Below are 19,081 nucleotides of genomic sequence, written 5' to 3'. Positions count from 1 at the left end.
ATCAACGTGAATAAAAATCAATTAGAAACAATCTGTAAAAAATTAAATATTGTACCTTGCGAATTGCCTAAACGAGTTTACGGTGGACTCTTGCACAGAATGTGGTATCTGGAAGGTAGAGATTCTAAATTTGCTATAAAACAGCTAAATAATGATATTAAATTTACTGAGGAACTAAGATTCCAATATGAACTGACGGAAGAAATTGCCTTTCAATTTTCCAGGCATAATATTCCAGCAGTCCATGCTATAAAAACGGAAAATAATTATTTAATTTTTTCAGAAGATGAAGCTTTTCTTGCTTATCCTTGGATAGCAGCAAAAGCACTTGATAAGGACGCCATATCTGAGGTGCATGCGATTAAGATTGCCACTGTCCTGGCTGGAATCCACGGCATCAATCTTAATGTACCTGAGCTTGACTCCCAAGAATTCGATATTCACTCTAATGGGAAAATTATTTCTTTGATAAACGAATCATTAAGTCAACATTTAGTCTTTAGCGAGCAATTAAAAGATAATCAATCGGCTATAACAAAGACCAACGATCTCTATCAAAAAGCGATACCAATTTTACAAAGTAACAGTGTGGTAAGCCATGGCGATCTTGATCAGAAAAATGTTTTATGGGATGAAAATGATTTCCCCTTTCTAATCGATTGGGAATCCGCACGAAAACTCAATCCAACTTATGAAATTATCAATTGTGCCCTTGATTGGAGTGGCATTACTACACAGCTTTTCAATAAGTCGTTATTTATAAAAATGCTTAAAGCATATGCCTTCGCTGGAGGAGCGATTAATAAGGATCATTTGGAGGCTGCATTTTATGGTGTTCTTGGCAACTGGCTCAACTGGCTAATATACAATATAGAGCGTGCTTTCAGTTCTGAAAGAGAACAGCGGGATATTGGGATTCAGCAGGTCTTCCAGGTTTTGCCTACTATTTTACGAGTAAAGGCAAAGATTACTGCATTAATTCAATTCATTGCAAAAGAATTGTGACGCAATGACAGCTGGCTATGTAGACGCATAGAATGAGTGTTTACCAAAACTATGTCATCCCCGCGTAGGTGGGGATCCATCTTTGCAATCACATACCGTCGCCCTCCGCGAAAGCGGAGGGTCCATGTTATTGTTAATCACAAAATATTTTTGTATAAATCGTCCCATTTTGGATTAACAGACTCAATTAAATCTATTTTCCATGTTCTAAGATATTTTTTTAATCTCTTTTCACGTTTAATTGCTTCAAACATATCCGAATGTTGCTCATAATAACAAGGCGATTACAACCATATTTTTTGGTGAAACCCTCAACCATCTTGTTTTTATGCTCCCAAATCCTTTTAATGAGGTTTGATGTTACGCCAATATATAACGTACCCTTCTTTTGATTTGTTACAATGTACACGTATGAGTATTTTTCCATTATCACTCACTATCTGACTTGCTTTCATAGACCCTCCGCTTTCGCGGAGGGTGACGATTTTCCTCAGCAAATGCTCACACAAATAATTCTAATTTCTACTGCGGAATGACAGATAGATGGGAGTCTTGGCGCAATTGTCTATTAAATTTTAGAATGGTTTGCAAAACCATTTGCCAAAAATCCACCATCTACTGCGATGCATTGGCCTGTTATATAGGACGCTTGCGGCATACAAAGAAACGCAGCAAGGGTCGCTACCTCATGGGGTTTTCCGACACGACGCATCGGTGTACGCGAAATGATGGCATTTAATTTTTCTTGATCGGATAAGGCTGGCTTGGTTAATTCAGTTTCAATATACCACGGTGCTATGGTATTAATTCTGATGTTATCTCGCGCCCACTCTACCGCAAGATGCTTTCCTAATTGGATCACCGCCGCTTTACTCATTCCGTAAGGAGCTCCCGATGCATCATCAATTAATCCCGAAATGGATGAGATATTAACTATGTTTCCTTGAGATGATTTTTTTAGAAAAGGATAAGCCAATTGGCACAATCTGAACGTTGACGTTAAATTCGTTTGCATTATCTCTTCAAATTCATGAAGTAAATAATTTTGAGCAGATTTTCTGATATTGATTCCAACATTGTTAATGAGAATATCTAATACATCCCATTTCTGGGCAATTGTATTGATTACATGTGAATAGGATTCCTCTCGATTTAGATCAGCTACGATTCCATTTACAAGAAAACCTTCAGAACACCAATTCTTGGTTACTTCCTCGAGATTATTTTTATTTCTAGATACTATAGTTACCTCTGCGCCTAACTGCAGAAACTCTTCAACGATTGCACGTCCAATTCCCCGGGTACCACCGGTAATGAGTGCTTTTTTACCTTGTAAATTCCAGCATGATTGTTTCATGGTTTTTTCAATATGAATCATAGTATTTTTCCTACGGCTGTGTCCTGAGGGTGGCTTTCATAACCATCCGGATCATCAAATGGCATGTCAACATAACCGTTATTTCTGTAAAATTTTAAAGCATTAGGTGATGACTCAAGATGTAGACTTTTATACCCTTGGCTTTTGAGCCATTTTTCGCATAATGCCAAGAGCTGACTACCGCATTGATGATTTCTTTTTGCCTCATCAATGACAATAATGCGCATGGCTGCCCGATGATGAGGCCATAATTGCAAATGGGCATAACCAATGATTTCTGCACCTTGATATAATACAAAATGCACATGATCATCATGCTCAAAAGTCCAAGTGTACGGGTCAGAAAGCCTTGCTTTGTCAAAAAAATAAAATTGTCTAAAATGACACACTGCATTCCATTCTCGAGCGGTCAATGCTTTAACCATCCTTAATCCAGTAAACCCTGCCCTTTGATCAATGCTTGCAATAAATTCCTCTTTACCCAGGCAATAGGCAGTGATGTCATCAGGATATTGACGCACCAAGCTTTGTTTTAAATGAGCATAAGTCTCCCTGTCCTCTGGATGGTTTCTCATCCAATCCCGAAATTTTAAATGCCGTTCAATTTCTGGATTACCTACCTCAAAGACATGCACGTGATGCGTTCTTTGGTTACCCCCTTTTTGAAAATAACGGCGAAAAGGCATGCCATATTCGCCTTTCGCCTCATATCCAAGGGCCAGCATCGAGGAGCTAGCCGCATCGACTTTCATGATCTCTAAGACCACCGGAACCATATCAATGACAGGCTTGGCAGCAAGACCAGGAACTGATGTTGAGCCAATATGATGAATCTCAATGCAGTTGTCACCTAAGGCTTTTTTAACCGCTTGTGCCTCCTCTGCAAATTGCATGGGCCAGCTGGCACTATAAGGAACCACTTCAATAAGTCGTTGCTGTTTAATTGACATGATTTAATCTCCGTTTTCAATGTGCTTAACCAATTCATGAACAAACAGATTCACTTCTTCATAGGTTTCTTGAATAAGGCGACTGCTTACGTCCATTTGGTTAGAGCGTATTAGTGCTCTTTGAATCAAATCCTTCCATTTGGGAAATTGGGTCAACGTCCAGGTGCCTGCTTTTAATTTGGAACCCTGTTCGTGATGATGGATAACATACAAAGCTCTGCATAAGGTTAATACCACATAATATTGATACCCTAGAGATTCCCTCGTATGGACAATCCAATCCTTCCATTCAACGGCTTGTTTTTTAACATGCGCTACAAATTCACTCTTTGAAACAGGGGCGATAATTGATTTGGGTGAGGGCCCAAAAAGAATCAAGCTCTTGTTTTGCAACAAATAGTAATTAATTAGCCAATCGGTGCCAGCATTTTTGATGTTAAATGCTTCTCCGGGGCTAATAACTGCAATCCTACCTACCTCCATCTTAAAATGTTGCAACATCCTGGAAGAAGCATAAGCTACTTCAATCCGATCATTCCAATTAGGAAAGCATTCGACAAGCATAGTATGAAAGCTACCCAGAGCTTCAAACTCCTCTGGTGTTATTTCTTGGTTCAATGCCACAAATACATCAATATCGCTGGTCGCTTCATCAAAATCACCCCAAACGAAAGAACCGTAACCATAAACACCAAGCAAATTTTCTTTTAAAATCGATTTTAGACCTGATAGCAGCTCAGTCAATAAACCATTCACTGTCGAAAATTCTGCGTATAATTTATTCATTAATTACACCATTACCCAATATTTCCACGCGCATTATATCTCTTTCTGGCAATTGGCTAATGAATGTATGAGCATCGCTTTTTGGGAAGCTGAAATAAACCATTAAAAATGGTTTAATTTTATTTAATTTGTTTAAATTTTTTCTTTCCTAATATTCCCTTAAGATCGACCAAGTAGAATTTGTTCGTTTTTATAAAAAAATAGAGGAAATAGTATGGCAAAGTTAACAGAAATCATTAAAGACCTTTCTGGAGTATTTAACAGTTCAAAAAGATCTGATAAAGGACACTTAATTATAGCTATAGCAACAGAGGATGCAAAAAGGCTTACTCAAAACATCAATGATTTTTTTATTAATAACAACTTGAACAAGGCTGATAAAAAAGCCCTAGCTCAGTTTATAATAGACAACCAAATCGCAGTTACTGGAGAATTTCTAAGCAATCTTACACGTTTAAAAGGTTATTGTGACTTTCGTAAAACCAATGAAACGTATGCGGAATTGCAACAAAACCTTGACCTGCTAAGCCAAGGATTACTTGCAGCAAATAGAATGAAAAGCGAAACTCAACTACATGCTCAAGTAAAACAAATGCAAGACGGTATCGCTGCAGCATTAGCACAAATTGAATATCAATTAGGTACATGTCCTGAAGGTTCACCAAAAGAAGAACGCCTCAACACGCTGAAAAAATCGTTAAACGCCTATCGGGATGAACTTACAAATGGCACAGAAACAGGTTTGATAAATGGAAACGATCTGGTAGACGTGAAGGGCAAACTCAATAGAGCTTTTGAAGACGCTAAAGCTAGTACTAGTGAAAGATTCAAAACATTTATTAATAACTTAATGGAAAAAATATTTGGCTCTTCACGTCCTTTACTATTTGCAACTCCTGAAACGAGCTACAAATCAGGGAAAATGACTACGGATGGCAGCAGCCTAAAGATGTCATAACATCATAAAGTTTAGTAGTACTATATGTAACTTGAGTTTTGGATAAGCATGAAATCCAATATGAATTTAAAATGTGGATCCAAAACTCAAGTTTAAATTTCAAATCTTCAACTACAATCCTAACCTTCATCTTAAAATGATTTACTGTCGAAAAATCCGTATGTAATTTATTCATTAATTATCCAATATTTCTTCATACTCTTCATCCCTTTTATCAGGTAAAAACCCTCCCACTTGGGCATCCCATAGCGTTTTGTACAATCCCTGCTGCTGAAGCAGTTCATTGTGGGATCCATCTTCAACAATATGCCCTTTATCAAAGACCAGGATGCGGTCCATGTGCAGAAGCGTTGATAGACGATGGGCAATAACCAGCGTTGTTTTCCCCTGCATTAACTCCCATAAACTCTCTTGAATATTCGCCTCCGTAATAGAATCAAGCTGGGAGGTTGCTTCATCAAGAATTAATATCGGCGCGTTCTTTAAAATAGCTCGCGCAATCGCAATACGTTGACGCTGACCGCCTGAAAGCTTAACCCCGCGTTCCCCTACCAATGCATCATATCCTTCCGGCAATTGGGTAATGAATTCATGAGCATGTGCTTTTTGGGAGGCTGCAATGACTTCCTCATTGGTAGCTTCCGTTCTACCATAGCGAATATTATCCATCAGGCTTCGATGGAAGAGTGTTGGGTCTTGCGGGATCATGGCAATGGCTTGACGCAGACTATCCTGGGTGACAGAGCGGATGTCTTGGCCATCGATAAGAATTTGACCACCCACCACATCGTAGAGTCTTAGAATGAGATTCACAAAAGTTGATTTGCCACTACCAGAATACCCCACCAAACCTACTTTTCGACCTGCTTCAATCGTCACCGACTTATTTTGAAATAGCGAATACGCGCCTCGGTAATGAAATTTGACCTTTGAAAATTCAATTCGACCTTGGGTGACTGCTAATTGGGTCACCTCGTTTTTATCCTTGATGTCATGCGGCAAAATCAGCGCCTTTAAACTCTGCTTACATTTTCCCAGGGCTTGATTAAACTGATCAACTTGGAACATGGTGTACCACATCATGTGCCCCAATTCCATGGAAAGTCCTAGAATTAAGGCAAAATCACCAATACTAATAAGACCCTTGCCATATAAATGGATTAAAGTAAAGGCTGCAAATCCCATCATCACTGCAATCATGGCGCCTTGTACGCAGGACAACAAGACAATGAAGATCTCTTTTCTTTGAAACGCTTGTTGCACTAAGTGAAAAAAGCGGCTCATTCTGACGAGTTCATAAGTCTTTTGCGAAAAGATACGGATATTTGATTGGTTACTTAAGGCATCCACTAACTGGCCAGAAAGCAGGGATTCGCTGCTTGCATGCTCATCAGACAAATGCACCAACCGTCTTGACATGAAAATGCTAAACGAAGCAAACGCGATGAACCATAGGAACAAGATATAAAAAAACAGGACATTGACGTAATAAGCCGTAATAAATGAAACAATCAATAAGGAGACTCCGCGAATAAAATCCACAGAAACCCGATGTAAAATAATCTCGAGATTATCGGCGAGTGTCGTAATTTGATCGGCAATACGCCCCGATAAATTATCTTGAAAAAATTGATATGAAGATCCCAATACATACTCAAAGGTTTGGCTAATGATCTGATTTTTGATGACGGACTCATATTTGTAATTCAAAAACCCTAGTGTTCGCCAGGTTACATTATCAAAGACGATAAAGTTCAATACCAATAAGCCTGCTATCCAATAAAGCCGTGACATATTCGTCTCTGGATTTGATGCAAGAGTATTAATCAACGATTTAATCAATAGACTGTTGAAAGGTCCCCAAAATCCAGCCAGTACTGCAAGCAGGATAAACAAGAGAACAATCCATCGGTAAGGTTTTAAGAAATGCCAAATAAAGGCGCCTAAATGCGAATAAGTGAGACTAAGGTCTTTAAATTGAATGGATTTGTGGTTCATGGATTACTCTTAAGTTTGTCTTTCAGGACAATAAAAACCTAAAAAGCCAAGAATGGCTTTCTACCTTGCCCTTTAGATTGGGCGTACTTAAGACGTAATTTTCATGATATACCTGAATCTCGTGGGTTTTTTAACTTAAACCAACGATTATAAAAAATGTTTACCTGGATGTCAAAATTAATTTGTTTTTAAATTGAAAAACAAGATTGATATTCAAGCAGAAGTTCAAAGATGGTTTCCCCTAGAAGAATGTGTTAGCAAGTACCTGAAATATCTCAAAATTCAATCCAGGTTAATTCTTTCTCAATTTTATCGCTTATTTTGCTTTTTTAAAAAACTTTACACACTGATTTATTTCTGTTAAAAAATAAATCACTGCTTTTAAAGCAGAGAAATTGTATAGGATTTACGATTATCTTTAAAAGGAGTTTTATTATGCCAAAAGGTAGATTTGATACCGATCAGTCCACTGACACCTCCAAGGAAAAAGACCCGAAGAAGAAAAAGAAAACCGAATCGCACAATGACACTGGTTCACCCCTTCCCCCCTATTCACAGCTTTCTAACCACCCTAAATCAGATTTTACAGCGACTGATTTTTCTTATCTCGCAGAAAATGAACATGGTCGTTATGTACCCAATAGTAAAAAAATAGGACATGCCGTGATCACCGAGGAGGGTGATAAGACAATTGCACTCCAGTACGAATTGCCTTCAGTAGATAATGATGAAACACCTGTTGTTCGTCCTTTAGTTAATATTGAAGCGATAGAGCCGTTTCGTGGAATGCATCGTTACCGTGCACAAACACCTGATGGCCACACACCCATGTACGCAAAACGCTTTATTTCTGGTAATGTTGGCGAGGAAGGCAAGGAAGAATCCATTCAAATTGCTTGTTTTTCCCCATCCCCGGAAGAAGGCAAACCACCTTTTTGGGGATCGATTCGCCCAACACCTTTATTTCGAACCGATCTGTCTAAAGCAGTAAAAAAAGATTTAGAAAAAGACCTGAAAGAAATGAAAGAAGCAACGAAAGGTGGCGATGAATTGGTGGTTGAACACGCCTCTGTGCCGCAACGTGATTTGATCAAAACAAGAACTCCTGATCAAAATACCGTCATGGGTGAATCGGCTCGAGATGCCTATGAACACTTCTTTGATAAAATGGCGGACGAACTCCATCCTGAAATGAAGCAACGTTTAAAACGTGCTTTTACCGCCGATATTAAAGACAATTTGTACAAAAATAGTTTTCGCCCAGAGTGGTTGCATCTCAAAGGTTGGTCATTGATGCCAATGAGTAAGGATCCACAGACGAAAGATAATTTGGGTGCAGGGCCAAAATGGGCCAATACCCAGATGATGATTTTGGAAAGGGTTGTCAAATGGTTTGCTATAAACGCCCCTGAATCTTTATTGACCATTCAGCCTAAATTTGACATGCTGCTTGATTCAGAATTGATTCAGCACATTGATTTCAAAGTCAGAATTCAAATAAAAGAACGTTTTGTGGAATTGATCCAATCGATAGATCCTTTCCAGGCTTACCCATTATTTCCAAAAGCATCGGATTTAGCTCAGGGAACAGCTATAACCCACAACATTTTACATCATGTTAATCCAGTCAGCAGGCAAGTGGTTAAAGGAGTGAAGAAAAAAACGCCCACCAGTAAATCAAAAAAAGACGATGAGCAAGTTTCGTCATCCTCTATCTTAACTCATACTCCTGCAAAGGAAACCGGCGGTCCTCTAACAAATTCGACTCATAGTCAAGTTGCTTCTCAGCCAGTTGGCTCAGGTGGAGGAGGAGATCGCAAAAGGAAACGTGACAGTTACATTGAAGACGAGCTCAGCCCATCGGAAGCAAAACGTCCTGCTAAAGCGAATCCTTCAGCAAATTCGACGCAACAGCCCACTACTTCACACATAAGCTCGATCAATCGCAAAAAAAGAAAACGCGATGATGAAATGACAGACGACCATGTTACTGACAGGTCCAAAGCGAAGCGTATTGATGCTAAACCCAAATTTCCCACCCAAAATCAGCATGAACGCTCAGTGGTGCAAATTTATGCTGACTATTTCATCGCAGATTATGATAACCCCTGGAGAGATCCGGAGTCATCTTCTTGCTCGGGATCGGGGTTCATTGTCGAAGATTCTTCTGGCAAAAAATACATTATGACGAATGCTCATGTTGCGGAAAATTCTACTTATATCCAAGTAAGATTAGCCAATAATCGCATTAAAAAATATGAAGCAAAAGTCAAATGTGTTTCCTATCAGTGTGATTTGGCCTTATTAGAGGTTGATGATCCAGAGTTTAATGAACTCGTAGAGCCCGTTGAATTAGGCGATATGGTTAGCTTACGCCAAAGAGTCATGGTTGTTGGTTTCCCAATGGGTGGAACTGAAATATCCCTATCAAAAGGAATTGTCTCACGTATTCAAGTTGATGGTTATTCGATGAGTGACCAACGTTTGTTGCAAGCTCAAATTGATGCAGCAGTAAATCCTGGTAACAGTGGTGGACCTGTTTTTTCTGGCAACAAAGTGGTTGGGGTTGCTTTTCAAGGCTATGGTGGTCATCAGGGATTAAGCTATATTATTCCTATACCTGTCATGTGCCATTTCTTAATTGAAGCATTAGGTAGTAAGAAATATCGTGGGTTTCCAACGATTCCTATTATTACTGAAGAACTTGAAAATTCCAGTGAACGTGCGTTCTATAAGATGGATCAAAGAACCGGCATACGCGTTGTAAAAGTTGATAACTTATCTGACGCCTACAGCAAATTAAAGCCAGACGATATTTTACTTGCTATTGATGGCTTGCCCATTTCTAATGAAGGCACAGTGGATATTCCTGGTATTGGGAACTGTATTGATTTTTTTCATGTGACCCAGTCAAAATTTATCGGTGATAGCGTGACACTGAGAGTTTTACGAAAAAATTCAGCAAATAATGCAACAGAAGAATTAGATGTTGATGTTGTTTTAGATACCATCTTGGGCGATACCGAAAAAGTATCTGTTGCAGAACATGACAAAATGCCAACCTATTATTTTAACTCTGGCGTTTGCTTTGTCCCATTGACACGTAATTACATGGAAGGAGAAGGATGTACTTTTGAGGATATGCATTTGGTTGAAGAGAACTGCACTTTGCCTGATGCACCCAAAAAAAATCCCGATGAGCAAATTATTGTTATTAATACAATCCTTAAATGTAATGAAACAAATGGCTACGAAAAGCATATTCATGCAATTGTTAAAGAGATTAACGGAAAACCAATTAGCAATATTCGAGATGTCCTTCTTGCCATGGAAGGGCATAAAGGGGAAAGACATGTCATTACGCTAGCGTCAAAATCTAAAATTGTCCTCCCGAACATGTCCCCTCACGAACACGCTCGGCTATTAAAACGTCATTTTATTTCTCATGATCGTTCAGCTGATTTAGTAGCTAAGCCTGTTGATGCACCAACTAAATCCTCTACTCACATTGCACGCCAAACAGATTCGGAGTTGCATGTAGAAGATCTAGAATTAACTCAATCAGGTATGCACGCTCTTTTTGCGCGTATGGGGTATCCAGGCATTACTAGTGGTTCTGTTTACAACGGCATGCCTACTATAGATATTGAAGCACTTAACAGGCAAGGATTTATGCCTGTATTAACAAATGTAGGACAAAGAAATGTCACTGGTCACTGGATTATGCTAATTCACGGTCGAGGTAATCAATACTACCTCTTTGATCCACTTGGCCAAGTATCAGGAATGAGTAATCATGACATTTTGGCCCCACAATTGCCCAGGGATGCTGCTCTCTCTATTATTCCTAATGGAGAGGGGTTAAACGGAGGATTGTGTGGATATTGGATTGCATCAGTAGGTTTAAGGGTATACACGGCAATAAATCGAGCTGCTGCTGCAAGAACTCTTCCAGATTTAGTTAAACTCGGTCAAACCATCACAGACGATATGCAGGCTGAATTAGCTGATAATGGCTATGTGAGAATTATAAATTGGTTACAATCTGTAGCTGCAAGATTCCCAGGTGCTCCAGCAACTAATCCAATCGATGCAAGGGACTTAAGATATGCTGCTGAAGCAAGGCCTGTTCCCATTTTGTCTCCCATACCAAAAAGACCCCTTTCAATGGGTTTTTTTGGGAAACTAGAGAAAGAAATCGGAGAGGAAAAATCAAAACCCAAAAGAAAGCGTGTTATTGAATCGTCCTCTGAGGAAGATGAAGAAATAAAAACAGTATTATCCGTTGAAGAAGATGTTGAGGATGGTCCTTTAACGAAAGATATGTTGCCGGGTTTGAAGCGTTTCAAGCAAACGATCGACGAAATGGAAGAGCACTATAAAAATCTTCCCGATGTCGATGAGGAAGATGAGGAGTACGAAAATTCCCTTGATGAAAACGGTGATAACTCGGAGCTTGCGAGTCAATCAGAAGAAGTCGAAACTGATGAAGAACGTATGGAAACCGATGAAGAAAGTATGGAAATAGATGAAGAGGACTCACCGCAAAAACCTCTTACAAAACTTCGTCGAAATACAACGTTACAAAGTCAGCGGTTTTTCCAGCCACCATCTACGGGAGCTGATAAACCACTAATTGAAAAAAGCCAGATTGGTCTTTTCAAATAGTCACGTTCATTTAAGAGTGCGCCATGGTCATTAGACCTGGCGCTTCTTTTCTTATGGTTATTTCATCTGTTTCTATCTCATGGGAGTAAAAACAATGTTTCATAAGATTTTGGAAATAAAACACTTTCGCGAAGCTTTAAAAGATGTTCATTTTGATACTTGGTTGATTTTAGATCTAGACAATACGGTCATGACACCTCGTTTTGCATTAGGAGGAGATGCTTGGTTCGAGGGCCTATTTGTTCACTATAGGCAAAAAAATATTGAACAGACAGTCGCTGAGCCTTCACTCATGTCAGTTTATAATACGGCTCAACATTTTGTTCGAACGTCAGCTGTAGAGTCTGCAATAGTTATAATCATTAAAGCACTGCAAGATATCGGGGTGCCTGTGATCGGATTAACAGCACGAGGTTACTCTATTCGACACCAGACGCTGAGACAATTGGCTGACATGGGGGTCGATTTTTCTCGAAATAGCATTGTACCCGACAACGATTTTTGCGAGGGAGGAATTATTTTTTGTGATGGTAAAAATAAAGATGAAAAGTTGAGTGCATTTTTTAAAACACTAAAACGTCTCCCTCATCATGTCGCTATGCTTGATGATAAAAACAAACATTTAGAGCGTGTAATGCTCTTTTTAAAATCTTTAGGAATCAGTTTTAGTGGATTTCGTTACAGTTACCTTGATGAAAAGGTAAAGGAATTTAATATGGAGATAGCCAATATTCAACTGGCTTATTTGTGGAAATGGTTGTCACCTACCGTACGGAAAGACATAATGAGTCTAAAACTTATTTCTGAGGAACCTCTCGATCCATCAAGATCTTCAGAATATGCTGATGGTTTTTTTCACCCTGATTATCCTTTACATCCAGTTGTATCAAATACTTTAGGCAGCCTACCCCAAGCCCAACAACCCAAACTTGTTCGTTCGATAAGTGCAGCATCTTTTTTTCATGAGAAAAATCAAACTACTGCAAATTCCTCAAAAAGAAAGCGTGCCGATTGCGAGTTACCAACCCATATAGATTACGAGGAATCGTTGCAAGTTCAACCACTATCAAAACCAAGTCGTAACAATGCAATCGACAGTCAAGGATTTTTTAGGATAGCATCTAATGAAAACAATGATTTAACCTTTAAGAAAGGTCAGGTTGGCATGTTTAATTAACCAAACTATTCGTTGCAGTAGAATAGATAGTTTTTTTGTATAACCTTATTAATTACAGGGAAATAAGGACATGAACTTTGATATCATTTCATATAAAGACCTGCTCGATGGAGAAAACGCTTTCATCAGAGACAAAATTAAATCTGCATTATATATGACGGGTATTGTTGGCGTATGTGATGTGCCTGCCTTTGTTGAAACATCAAAAGATTATATTGAAGCAGTACGAAAATTTTCGGCGTTGGATATGGCTTCTAAAAAACAATATGAACCTAATCGTGATGCCGGTCTAACGGAGGGTTATGAAGTAGGAGCTGAGCAGTTTTTGGATCAAAATGGTCAGTGGCAAACGGACGATAAAAAAGCTTCTTTTTATGCGTTTGTCCCTGACCATCCGCGCAACATATGGCCTAGAGAAGTGGATTTAAAAACGCCCTATTTAGCACTGGGCGAACTGATGTTCGAAACAGGTAAAAAAGTCTTGGATTTTTTGGGCTTGAATGAAGCTGTCGGATTGCATCTTGATGACATGGTGGGTTATGGGCGCATGCTGCATTATCTTAATGTCGATGAGTCACAGAATGCCAATCCAAACTGGTGTGGAGCGCATCTAGATCACGGGGTATTTACAGCGTTAATGCCCGCTTATTATTTCAGGGAGGGGATAGAAGTAGAAGAGCCTGAAGAAGCTGGGCTTTATATTATGCCCTCCAATAGCGATCAGTTTGAGAAAATCAATGCTAGGGATAAATCGATTATGTTGTTTCAGGTGGGTGAATTTTTGCAACTGGCCTCGAATGATCAAATTCTTGCGACCAAACATTTGGTTAGAAAGGCCAAAGGAAATATTGAACGTTATACCTATGCTTTATTCTTTTCCGCACATGATGATACAGTCATTTATCCCCATTCAAAATTAACTAAAGATACACGTTATCTTGAGCAAAAATCACCAGATGGCAGCATCAGCTATGGTAAATGGGAAGCTGCTTCTTATGAGCTATATCGAGCGCGTTAATGATGCTATCACAAATACAGAACTAGAGGGTCAGAGGGACTAGGGGAAGGGCTTGAATTTTGCCTACAAAATCAAGCCCTGTGCGGCTAACATCGACAATCAGATACGTATAGCTTTTGGGCTATTCTCATATCCAATTGCTCCATTTTCGGTCGCCTCATAAACATGCACATAACCTTTTATTTTAATATTATCCTTCCCAATTTTATTTAATTCCTCTTTTACTTTAAAAGCTAATGTTCCAGGATTAAATGAAGCAACATCTTCAAACGTCCTAAGGTTTTTAAACATACTTTTAGCAAATAGTCTTTGGCTTTCTGGTATTTTTTTATTTTTCCATGCATTTCTTGATTCAATAGCAGCTAATCGTTGAGTTTCTAATGCTAATGGTGGTAATCCTTCTTTATATGCTACAGTAGCAATTGCTTCTTCAACGTCTTTTGATAGTTTATTTCCTGGGGGATTAAGAGGAATATTTTTAATTTCTTTGGTTACGCTCTTTCCAGATAAATTTAAAAATCGCACTCTAGTTATCAATTCATTATCTACTTTAATTTGTTGAAATAAAATTTGGTTCTGATCCAATTTCTCCTCACTTATCTGTTTACTCGGAGCCACGATTTGTATTTTTTTCTCGTTAAACAAAGGCCTTTGAAAAGCGGGTATACTTGCTGAACAACAGCCTCTTAATACAATTTCTTCAAGCTTTGGCATCTTTTTTGCGATAGCGTTTATATTTTTAACTATCTCATTATTCTCCCAAATTTCTTTACTACAAACATCCACACTCCAATGTTGCAAGAAGCTAAGTTTAGTAACATCATCATAAGAAATATTATCTTTTGAGTTGGCCAACACATTCATAAAGTACGAATTTAATGGAAAAAAAATAAATTTCTTTTCCTGAGAATTAGATAACCTCTTTTTTATTACATTAGCAATATCTTCATCTTCTGCTAACGGTGGATCATCATGGGAGGATTTTGGGAGAAGGACGAGTAATTCAAAATCTTCCTCTTGATGAGAGGATTTGAGCTCTATAAATACTTTGTGTAAAGCATCTCCCATAACTGATTTAAAATAGTCAGAATTTCTATCTAATGTATAAGTCATTTCAATCGAATTTACTAACTCTATTAATCTCTCGTCCCAAACACTTAACGCTTGCGTCATAACATCATTATTCTTAAACGATCGATAAAGTTGTTGATATATATCCATTAACTTATGTGTAATATCAGTCAAAATTTTATCCCGATTAAGATCAGGCTGTTGGCTAGACATATCATATTCCCATAACCACCTAACACGTATAATTATAGGTCAAAAAGATAGATTTTTTACAAACTTTACCAAGGATACTGATCTGAGATAGACAGATAATTTGTACACAAATGGGTGACCCCTAAACTCACGGCCATTAAGTTAAGCAATTTCGAATCCCCGCGGCATCGACCGCGGGGTTCATGTGAGTTTGGGCATGGATACCGCGGTCAAGCCGCGGTAATTCGAGAATAGAAAAAATCGATTAACTTAATGGTAGTGCCCCCTAAACTATGTAATTGTGTATAACTGTTCCTGTTTGATGGACCTTTTCTCCAGATGATGTTGATGACCAAAAGCTAAATTTAGAATCAGGTAGGAAAGTTGTGAGTTCATTATGAAGCATTATTTTTTTATCATGCATGTTTTTCCGGGCTATCATGGCTGTTTTTGAATCTTGTATCCTTTTTGCATCATCCTTGTTCTCAGGCAAAATAACAGGTAATTCACTAACAATATCTAGATAATTTTTAAGTGCTTTTGGTGGCTGCCCATGCTTGATATATTCATCAGCTATCAGAGAATATGCCCAAAAATCTCTAAGACTAAAACGAAGCTTTTCCTTATTTTCCAGGAGTATTTTATCCATTTTTTCAAAATCGCCATGTCGCGCATAGGCAAGCATTCGTTCTGCTATTGATAATTCTTGAGATATTTTAAATAAATCTGTTGAATCGATCATTACATCATTAATCACAGGCTCCAAACCAAGTTTCAGCGCACAGACATTGACAGCCCTAATGTTTGCCGGTGAAAAATAGGCATGCGTAAAATTAACAAAACTAGTCAAATCCACTTCCTCTCCAGCATGTAATGCATCAAATAATCCGTTCGTGTATTTTCCGGTATCGTGCTTGATGACACTGCCTACTTTAAATTGCCAATCATCTTTTTCGTCTTTAAAAAATAAAATGTTTTCAAATCCCATGGCATCCAAGATGATATTGGTCCTTTGATAAAAATCACGATAGTGACTTAGAAACTCAATCATGATGTCTCTTAGTTTAGAATCACTATCCAAACGTTGCAAAATTACACCGATTCTTTCATCAAGGATCGCATAATCATTAAAAGCAAAATTGACTTTAGAGCCATCTTTATGAATAAGCGCTTTATTTACCTTGTAGAACAACTCCTTGTGGTGATCCATTAAGTAAGGGTCAAGTTCTGTAGGTTCTATTTTAAAATCAAATTTTACTTTAGATTTGAAGCATTTTTCGTAGGGAACGATTGCTAGAGCTGCATCTTGTGGCTCTTTTCCAGGAGGTAGTAGCACTTGATGAGTAATATGCTGTTCCCGAATGCATCGTTGTTTTCTATTTTTGTCAAAACACTCGTATAAAACAGCATATTTTTTCTCTAACTCATCAAGTTCCTTGGGGTTTGGATTTTGTTTCATTAATTTAATAACAAAAGGAGCATCTGGAAATCGATAAAGCACGTGAGTGCCGCCTTCAGCAATACACTCGGCTTTCGTTAAATCAATTGCACCAGATTCAGTCTTTGGTACTGCAACTACCCCTGCGCTTTCTCCGATTACAGCTAATATAATAGATTCCAGCATTTTAAATCTGAATTTAAGTTGACAAGCTCCGTATTATATTTAGATAAATATGAATACTGTTACGATGGGCATTAAATTTACATATTATTTACTGTTGATTTTCAGGGTTCCACTTTAACCTACCGCATTAGCTGGAACCCATGTTAGCTGTTTAAATGATGTATTTTGAGGGACGTTCCCTAACATTGCGATAACGTTTTCGGATGCACTAGATTTAAAAAATCTTCGCTTTTGACTTTTAGCAGTTGATTATGATTACCAGCATTAAAAACTAACCATTCTTTATGTGCAAGGCTATCTGCAAGATAGACGTCCATATCATAGAGCTCGCCAAAAAGCGGTATAGCTCCAACTTCACAATCTGTAAACTTGCTTTGAAATTCAAATTCTTTAGCAATTTCTGCGTGTTCTGCTCCAGTCTCTTTTTTTAATCGATCTAAATCCAGTCGAATATTGGCGGGAATTGCTATTATTGCAAATTTGCCATCCAATTTGACAACCACAGATTTAGCAAAATAGTTTCCTTTAATATGCGCTGCTTGTGCACATTGCGATGCTGTATATGCTCTAGGATGACTGATTGTTTTGTATGCAATATGATGATTCTTCATATATTTCCTAATTGATGGACTTAACATGAGGTTTCTCCGGCAAAACGATCATATATGTTTAATTATAGATCAATTTGTCCGTCTCCTATCTAGGTCAAGTGCGTAGCAAGCGATGCGTTTAGCGGAACAAAAAATGATTTTCTGAATGAAGAGAAATTAGAAAGGCAGAGACATTATCTGATTCTTGTGCTTCATCATTTTTACAAAAACGGAGAATGTTTTGGTAAACTTCTTATGGAACTGATGCTTAAGATTATCAATTACATTACTTTACCTGCGATTCCTCAGCAACGATTAGAACAATTTATGTCGAGCATAGGGATGCGTTTAATATCTGCGACGAATGAAAAAATGGAGATTAACGAGGTAGTGAATGAAGATGAGGAAATATTTGATACAATTCCTTATCAATACAATTAGTATAGGACTGCGCATGCTTAGGTATTTTTCTTTTTCTAATATGGCAGCAGGATTTATTGCCGTGATGGTGGGCTTCACTAGCTCAGCAGTTTTAGTCTTTCAAGCCGCCACAACTGCTGGAGCTACGCCTGCAGAAATCAGTTCCTGGCTTTTTGCTTTAGGCATGAGTATGGCAGCGACCTGCATTGGACTTTCTCTTTATTATCGCATGCCTATCTTAACCGGTTGGTCAACTCCAGGTGCTGCTTTACTTGTCACAAGCCTATCTGGGGTATCAATGCCGGAAGCAACAGGAGTGTTTATTTTCGCATCGTTTCTTACTATTTTAACAGGACTCACAGGTGCCTTTGAGAAGGCAATCACTCACATCCCACGTTCACTTACTTCCGCCATGTTAGCAGGTATTTTAATTCACTTTGGAATGAATGTTTTTGTGGCCATGCAAGCACAATTCATTTTAATTTCATCCATGCTTATTACTTATTTGCTTGGAAAACGACTATTTCCACGTTATGTGATCATCGTGGTCCTACTTGTTGGAATCTCGGTGGCAGAAATAAAGGGCCTATTTCATTTAGACCATGTTCACTTTGCTCTTGCTACACCTATCTTCACAGCCCCAGTATTTAAGTTATCAACGCTAATTAGTGTTGGTATACCTTTATTCTTTGTTACGCTTAGCTCTCAAAATATCCCTGGTATTGCTGTTCTTCACGCCTCCGGGTTCCATCCACCTATCTCACCGGTTATTAGCTTTACTGGCTTTATTAATTTCATTTTCGCTCCATTGGGTAGTTATTCCATAAGTTTAGCGGCGCTAACAGGTGCTATTTGCACTAGCAGAGAGGCAGACATTAATCCTAAAAGCCGCTACAAATCTACCATATTTGCAGGACTCTGTTGGTTTTTCATTGGAATATTTGGCGCTACCATTGTAACACTTTTTTTTGCTTTTCCACGTGAATTGATTTTCGCTATTGCAGGACTTGCTCTCTTAAGTACAATTGGCAATAGCTTGAAAGTAGCCTTAGATGACGAGAACCAACGTGATGCTGCGCTAATCACTTTTCTTGTTTGTGCTTCCGGTATCAGCTTCATGGGTATAGGAGCTGCTTTTTGGGGATTGATTGCTGGTATACTGACTTTTATGTTTCAATGGAAAAAACCTGCACTACAAAATCAAAGTACCCTGTCGTCGTCCAGAGCGTAATATATATTCATTCTG

The 19,081-nt window shown here is 38.4% G+C and carries 14 protein-coding genes and 1 pseudogene; 7 read left to right on the top strand and 8 right to left on the bottom strand.

Features of this window, described 5'->3' with window-relative positions; translation table 11 throughout:
- Positions 1–6: 6 nt before the first annotated feature.
- A complete protein-coding gene (locus tag CKV79_RS03360; RefSeq protein ID WP_028373926.1) occupies positions 7–1,005 on the top strand; it encodes an aminoglycoside phosphotransferase family protein in 999 nt (332 codons plus the stop codon).
- A 137-nt stretch (positions 1,006–1,142) separates the two neighbouring features.
- Here the strand turns inward: CKV79_RS03360 and CKV79_RS03355 are convergent.
- The 4 genes and pseudogenes from CKV79_RS03355 to CKV79_RS03340 all read right to left on the bottom strand — a co-directional run bounded on the left by CKV79_RS03355 (position 1,143) and on the right by CKV79_RS03340 (position 4,119).
- Positions 1,143–1,432, bottom strand: a pseudogene (locus CKV79_RS03355) (GIY-YIG nuclease family protein).
- 141 nt (positions 1,433–1,573) lie between these two features.
- Positions 1,574–2,383 (bottom strand): SDR family oxidoreductase, encoded by an 810-nt coding sequence (locus CKV79_RS03350; protein WP_028373925.1) that lies wholly within the window; start codon positions 2,381–2,383, stop codon positions 1,574–1,576.
- On the bottom strand, positions 2,380–3,333 hold the full coding sequence (locus tag CKV79_RS03345) for a bifunctional GrpB family protein/GNAT family N-acetyltransferase (protein WP_028373924.1): 954 nt from the start codon (positions 3,331–3,333) through the stop codon (positions 2,380–2,382). Before CKV79_RS03345 ends, CKV79_RS03350 begins: the two co-directional genes overlap by 4 nt.
- A gap of 3 nt (positions 3,334–3,336) precedes the next feature.
- Positions 3,337–4,119 carry an aminoglycoside adenylyltransferase domain-containing protein gene (locus tag CKV79_RS03340; RefSeq protein ID WP_028373923.1) on the bottom strand — a complete coding sequence of 261 codons (783 nt, stop codon included), beginning with the start codon at positions 4,117–4,119 and terminating at the stop codon, positions 3,337–3,339.
- 214 nt (positions 4,120–4,333) lie between these two features.
- Here CKV79_RS03340 and CKV79_RS03335 point away from each other — a divergent pair, with 214 nt between their 5' ends.
- Positions 4,334–5,077: a hypothetical protein gene (locus CKV79_RS03335; RefSeq protein WP_028373922.1), complete on the top strand. Its 744-nt coding sequence runs from the start codon at positions 4,334–4,336 to the stop codon at positions 5,075–5,077.
- A 174-nt stretch (positions 5,078–5,251) separates the two neighbouring features.
- On the opposite strand, the gene CKV79_RS03330 is transcribed toward CKV79_RS03335, so the two are convergent.
- A complete protein-coding gene (locus tag CKV79_RS03330) occupies positions 5,252–7,075 on the bottom strand; it encodes an ABC transporter ATP-binding protein (protein WP_035915934.1) in 1,824 nt (607 codons plus the stop codon).
- Positions 7,076–7,510: 435 nt separating this feature from the next.
- Here CKV79_RS03330 and CKV79_RS14055 point away from each other — a divergent pair, with 435 nt between their 5' ends.
- The 3 genes from CKV79_RS14055 (at position 7,511) to CKV79_RS03315 (ending at position 13,938) form a co-directional block, all read left to right on the top strand.
- A complete protein-coding gene (locus CKV79_RS14055; RefSeq protein WP_051546223.1) occupies positions 7,511–11,743 on the top strand; it encodes a trypsin-like peptidase domain-containing protein in 4,233 nt (1,410 codons plus the stop codon).
- 94 nt (positions 11,744–11,837) lie between these two features.
- The gene (locus CKV79_RS03320; protein ID WP_065236345.1) at positions 11,838–12,920 is read left to right on the top strand and encodes a DUF2608 domain-containing protein; all 1,083 of its coding nucleotides are present in this window, start codon (positions 11,838–11,840) and stop codon (positions 12,918–12,920) included.
- Positions 12,921–12,990: 70 nt separating this feature from the next.
- On the top strand, positions 12,991–13,938 hold the full coding sequence (locus CKV79_RS03315; protein ID WP_028373920.1) for an isopenicillin N synthase family oxygenase: 948 nt from the start codon (positions 12,991–12,993) through the stop codon (positions 13,936–13,938).
- A 99-nt stretch (positions 13,939–14,037) separates the two neighbouring features.
- Here CKV79_RS03315 and CKV79_RS03310 read toward each other — a convergent pair whose 3' ends face one another.
- The 3 genes from CKV79_RS03310 to CKV79_RS03300 form a co-directional block, all read right to left on the bottom strand.
- On the bottom strand, positions 14,038–15,222 hold the full coding sequence (locus CKV79_RS03310) for a hypothetical protein (RefSeq protein ID WP_028373919.1): 1,185 nt from the start codon (positions 15,220–15,222) through the stop codon (positions 14,038–14,040).
- A 265-nt stretch (positions 15,223–15,487) separates the two neighbouring features.
- Positions 15,488–16,825 carry a hypothetical protein gene (locus CKV79_RS03305; protein ID WP_051546222.1) on the bottom strand — a complete coding sequence of 446 codons (1,338 nt, stop codon included), beginning with the start codon at positions 16,823–16,825 and terminating at the stop codon, positions 15,488–15,490.
- A 179-nt stretch (positions 16,826–17,004) separates the two neighbouring features.
- Positions 17,005–17,436 (bottom strand): aminoacyl-tRNA deacylase, encoded by a 432-nt coding sequence (locus CKV79_RS03300; protein WP_231950200.1) that lies wholly within the window; start codon positions 17,434–17,436, stop codon positions 17,005–17,007.
- Positions 17,437–17,679: 243 nt separating this feature from the next.
- On the opposite strand from CKV79_RS03300, the gene CKV79_RS13735 reads away from it, so the two are divergent.
- Positions 17,680–17,856 (top strand): hypothetical protein, encoded by a 177-nt coding sequence (locus tag CKV79_RS13735; protein ID WP_154660319.1) that lies wholly within the window; start codon positions 17,680–17,682, stop codon positions 17,854–17,856.
- A 13-nt stretch (positions 17,857–17,869) separates the two neighbouring features.
- On the top strand, positions 17,870–19,066 hold the full coding sequence (locus CKV79_RS03295) for a benzoate/H(+) symporter BenE family transporter (protein ID WP_028373916.1): 1,197 nt from the start codon (positions 17,870–17,872) through the stop codon (positions 19,064–19,066).
- Positions 19,067–19,081: the final 15 nt, after the last annotated feature.

Origin of the sequence: Legionella lansingensis (assembly GCF_900187355.1) — a bacterium.
Lineage (GTDB): Bacteria > Pseudomonadota > Gammaproteobacteria > Legionellales > Legionellaceae > Tatlockia > Tatlockia lansingensis.
The sequence above is the reverse complement of the archived record's forward strand: the minus strand, read 5'-3'. Positions and strand labels throughout refer to the sequence as shown.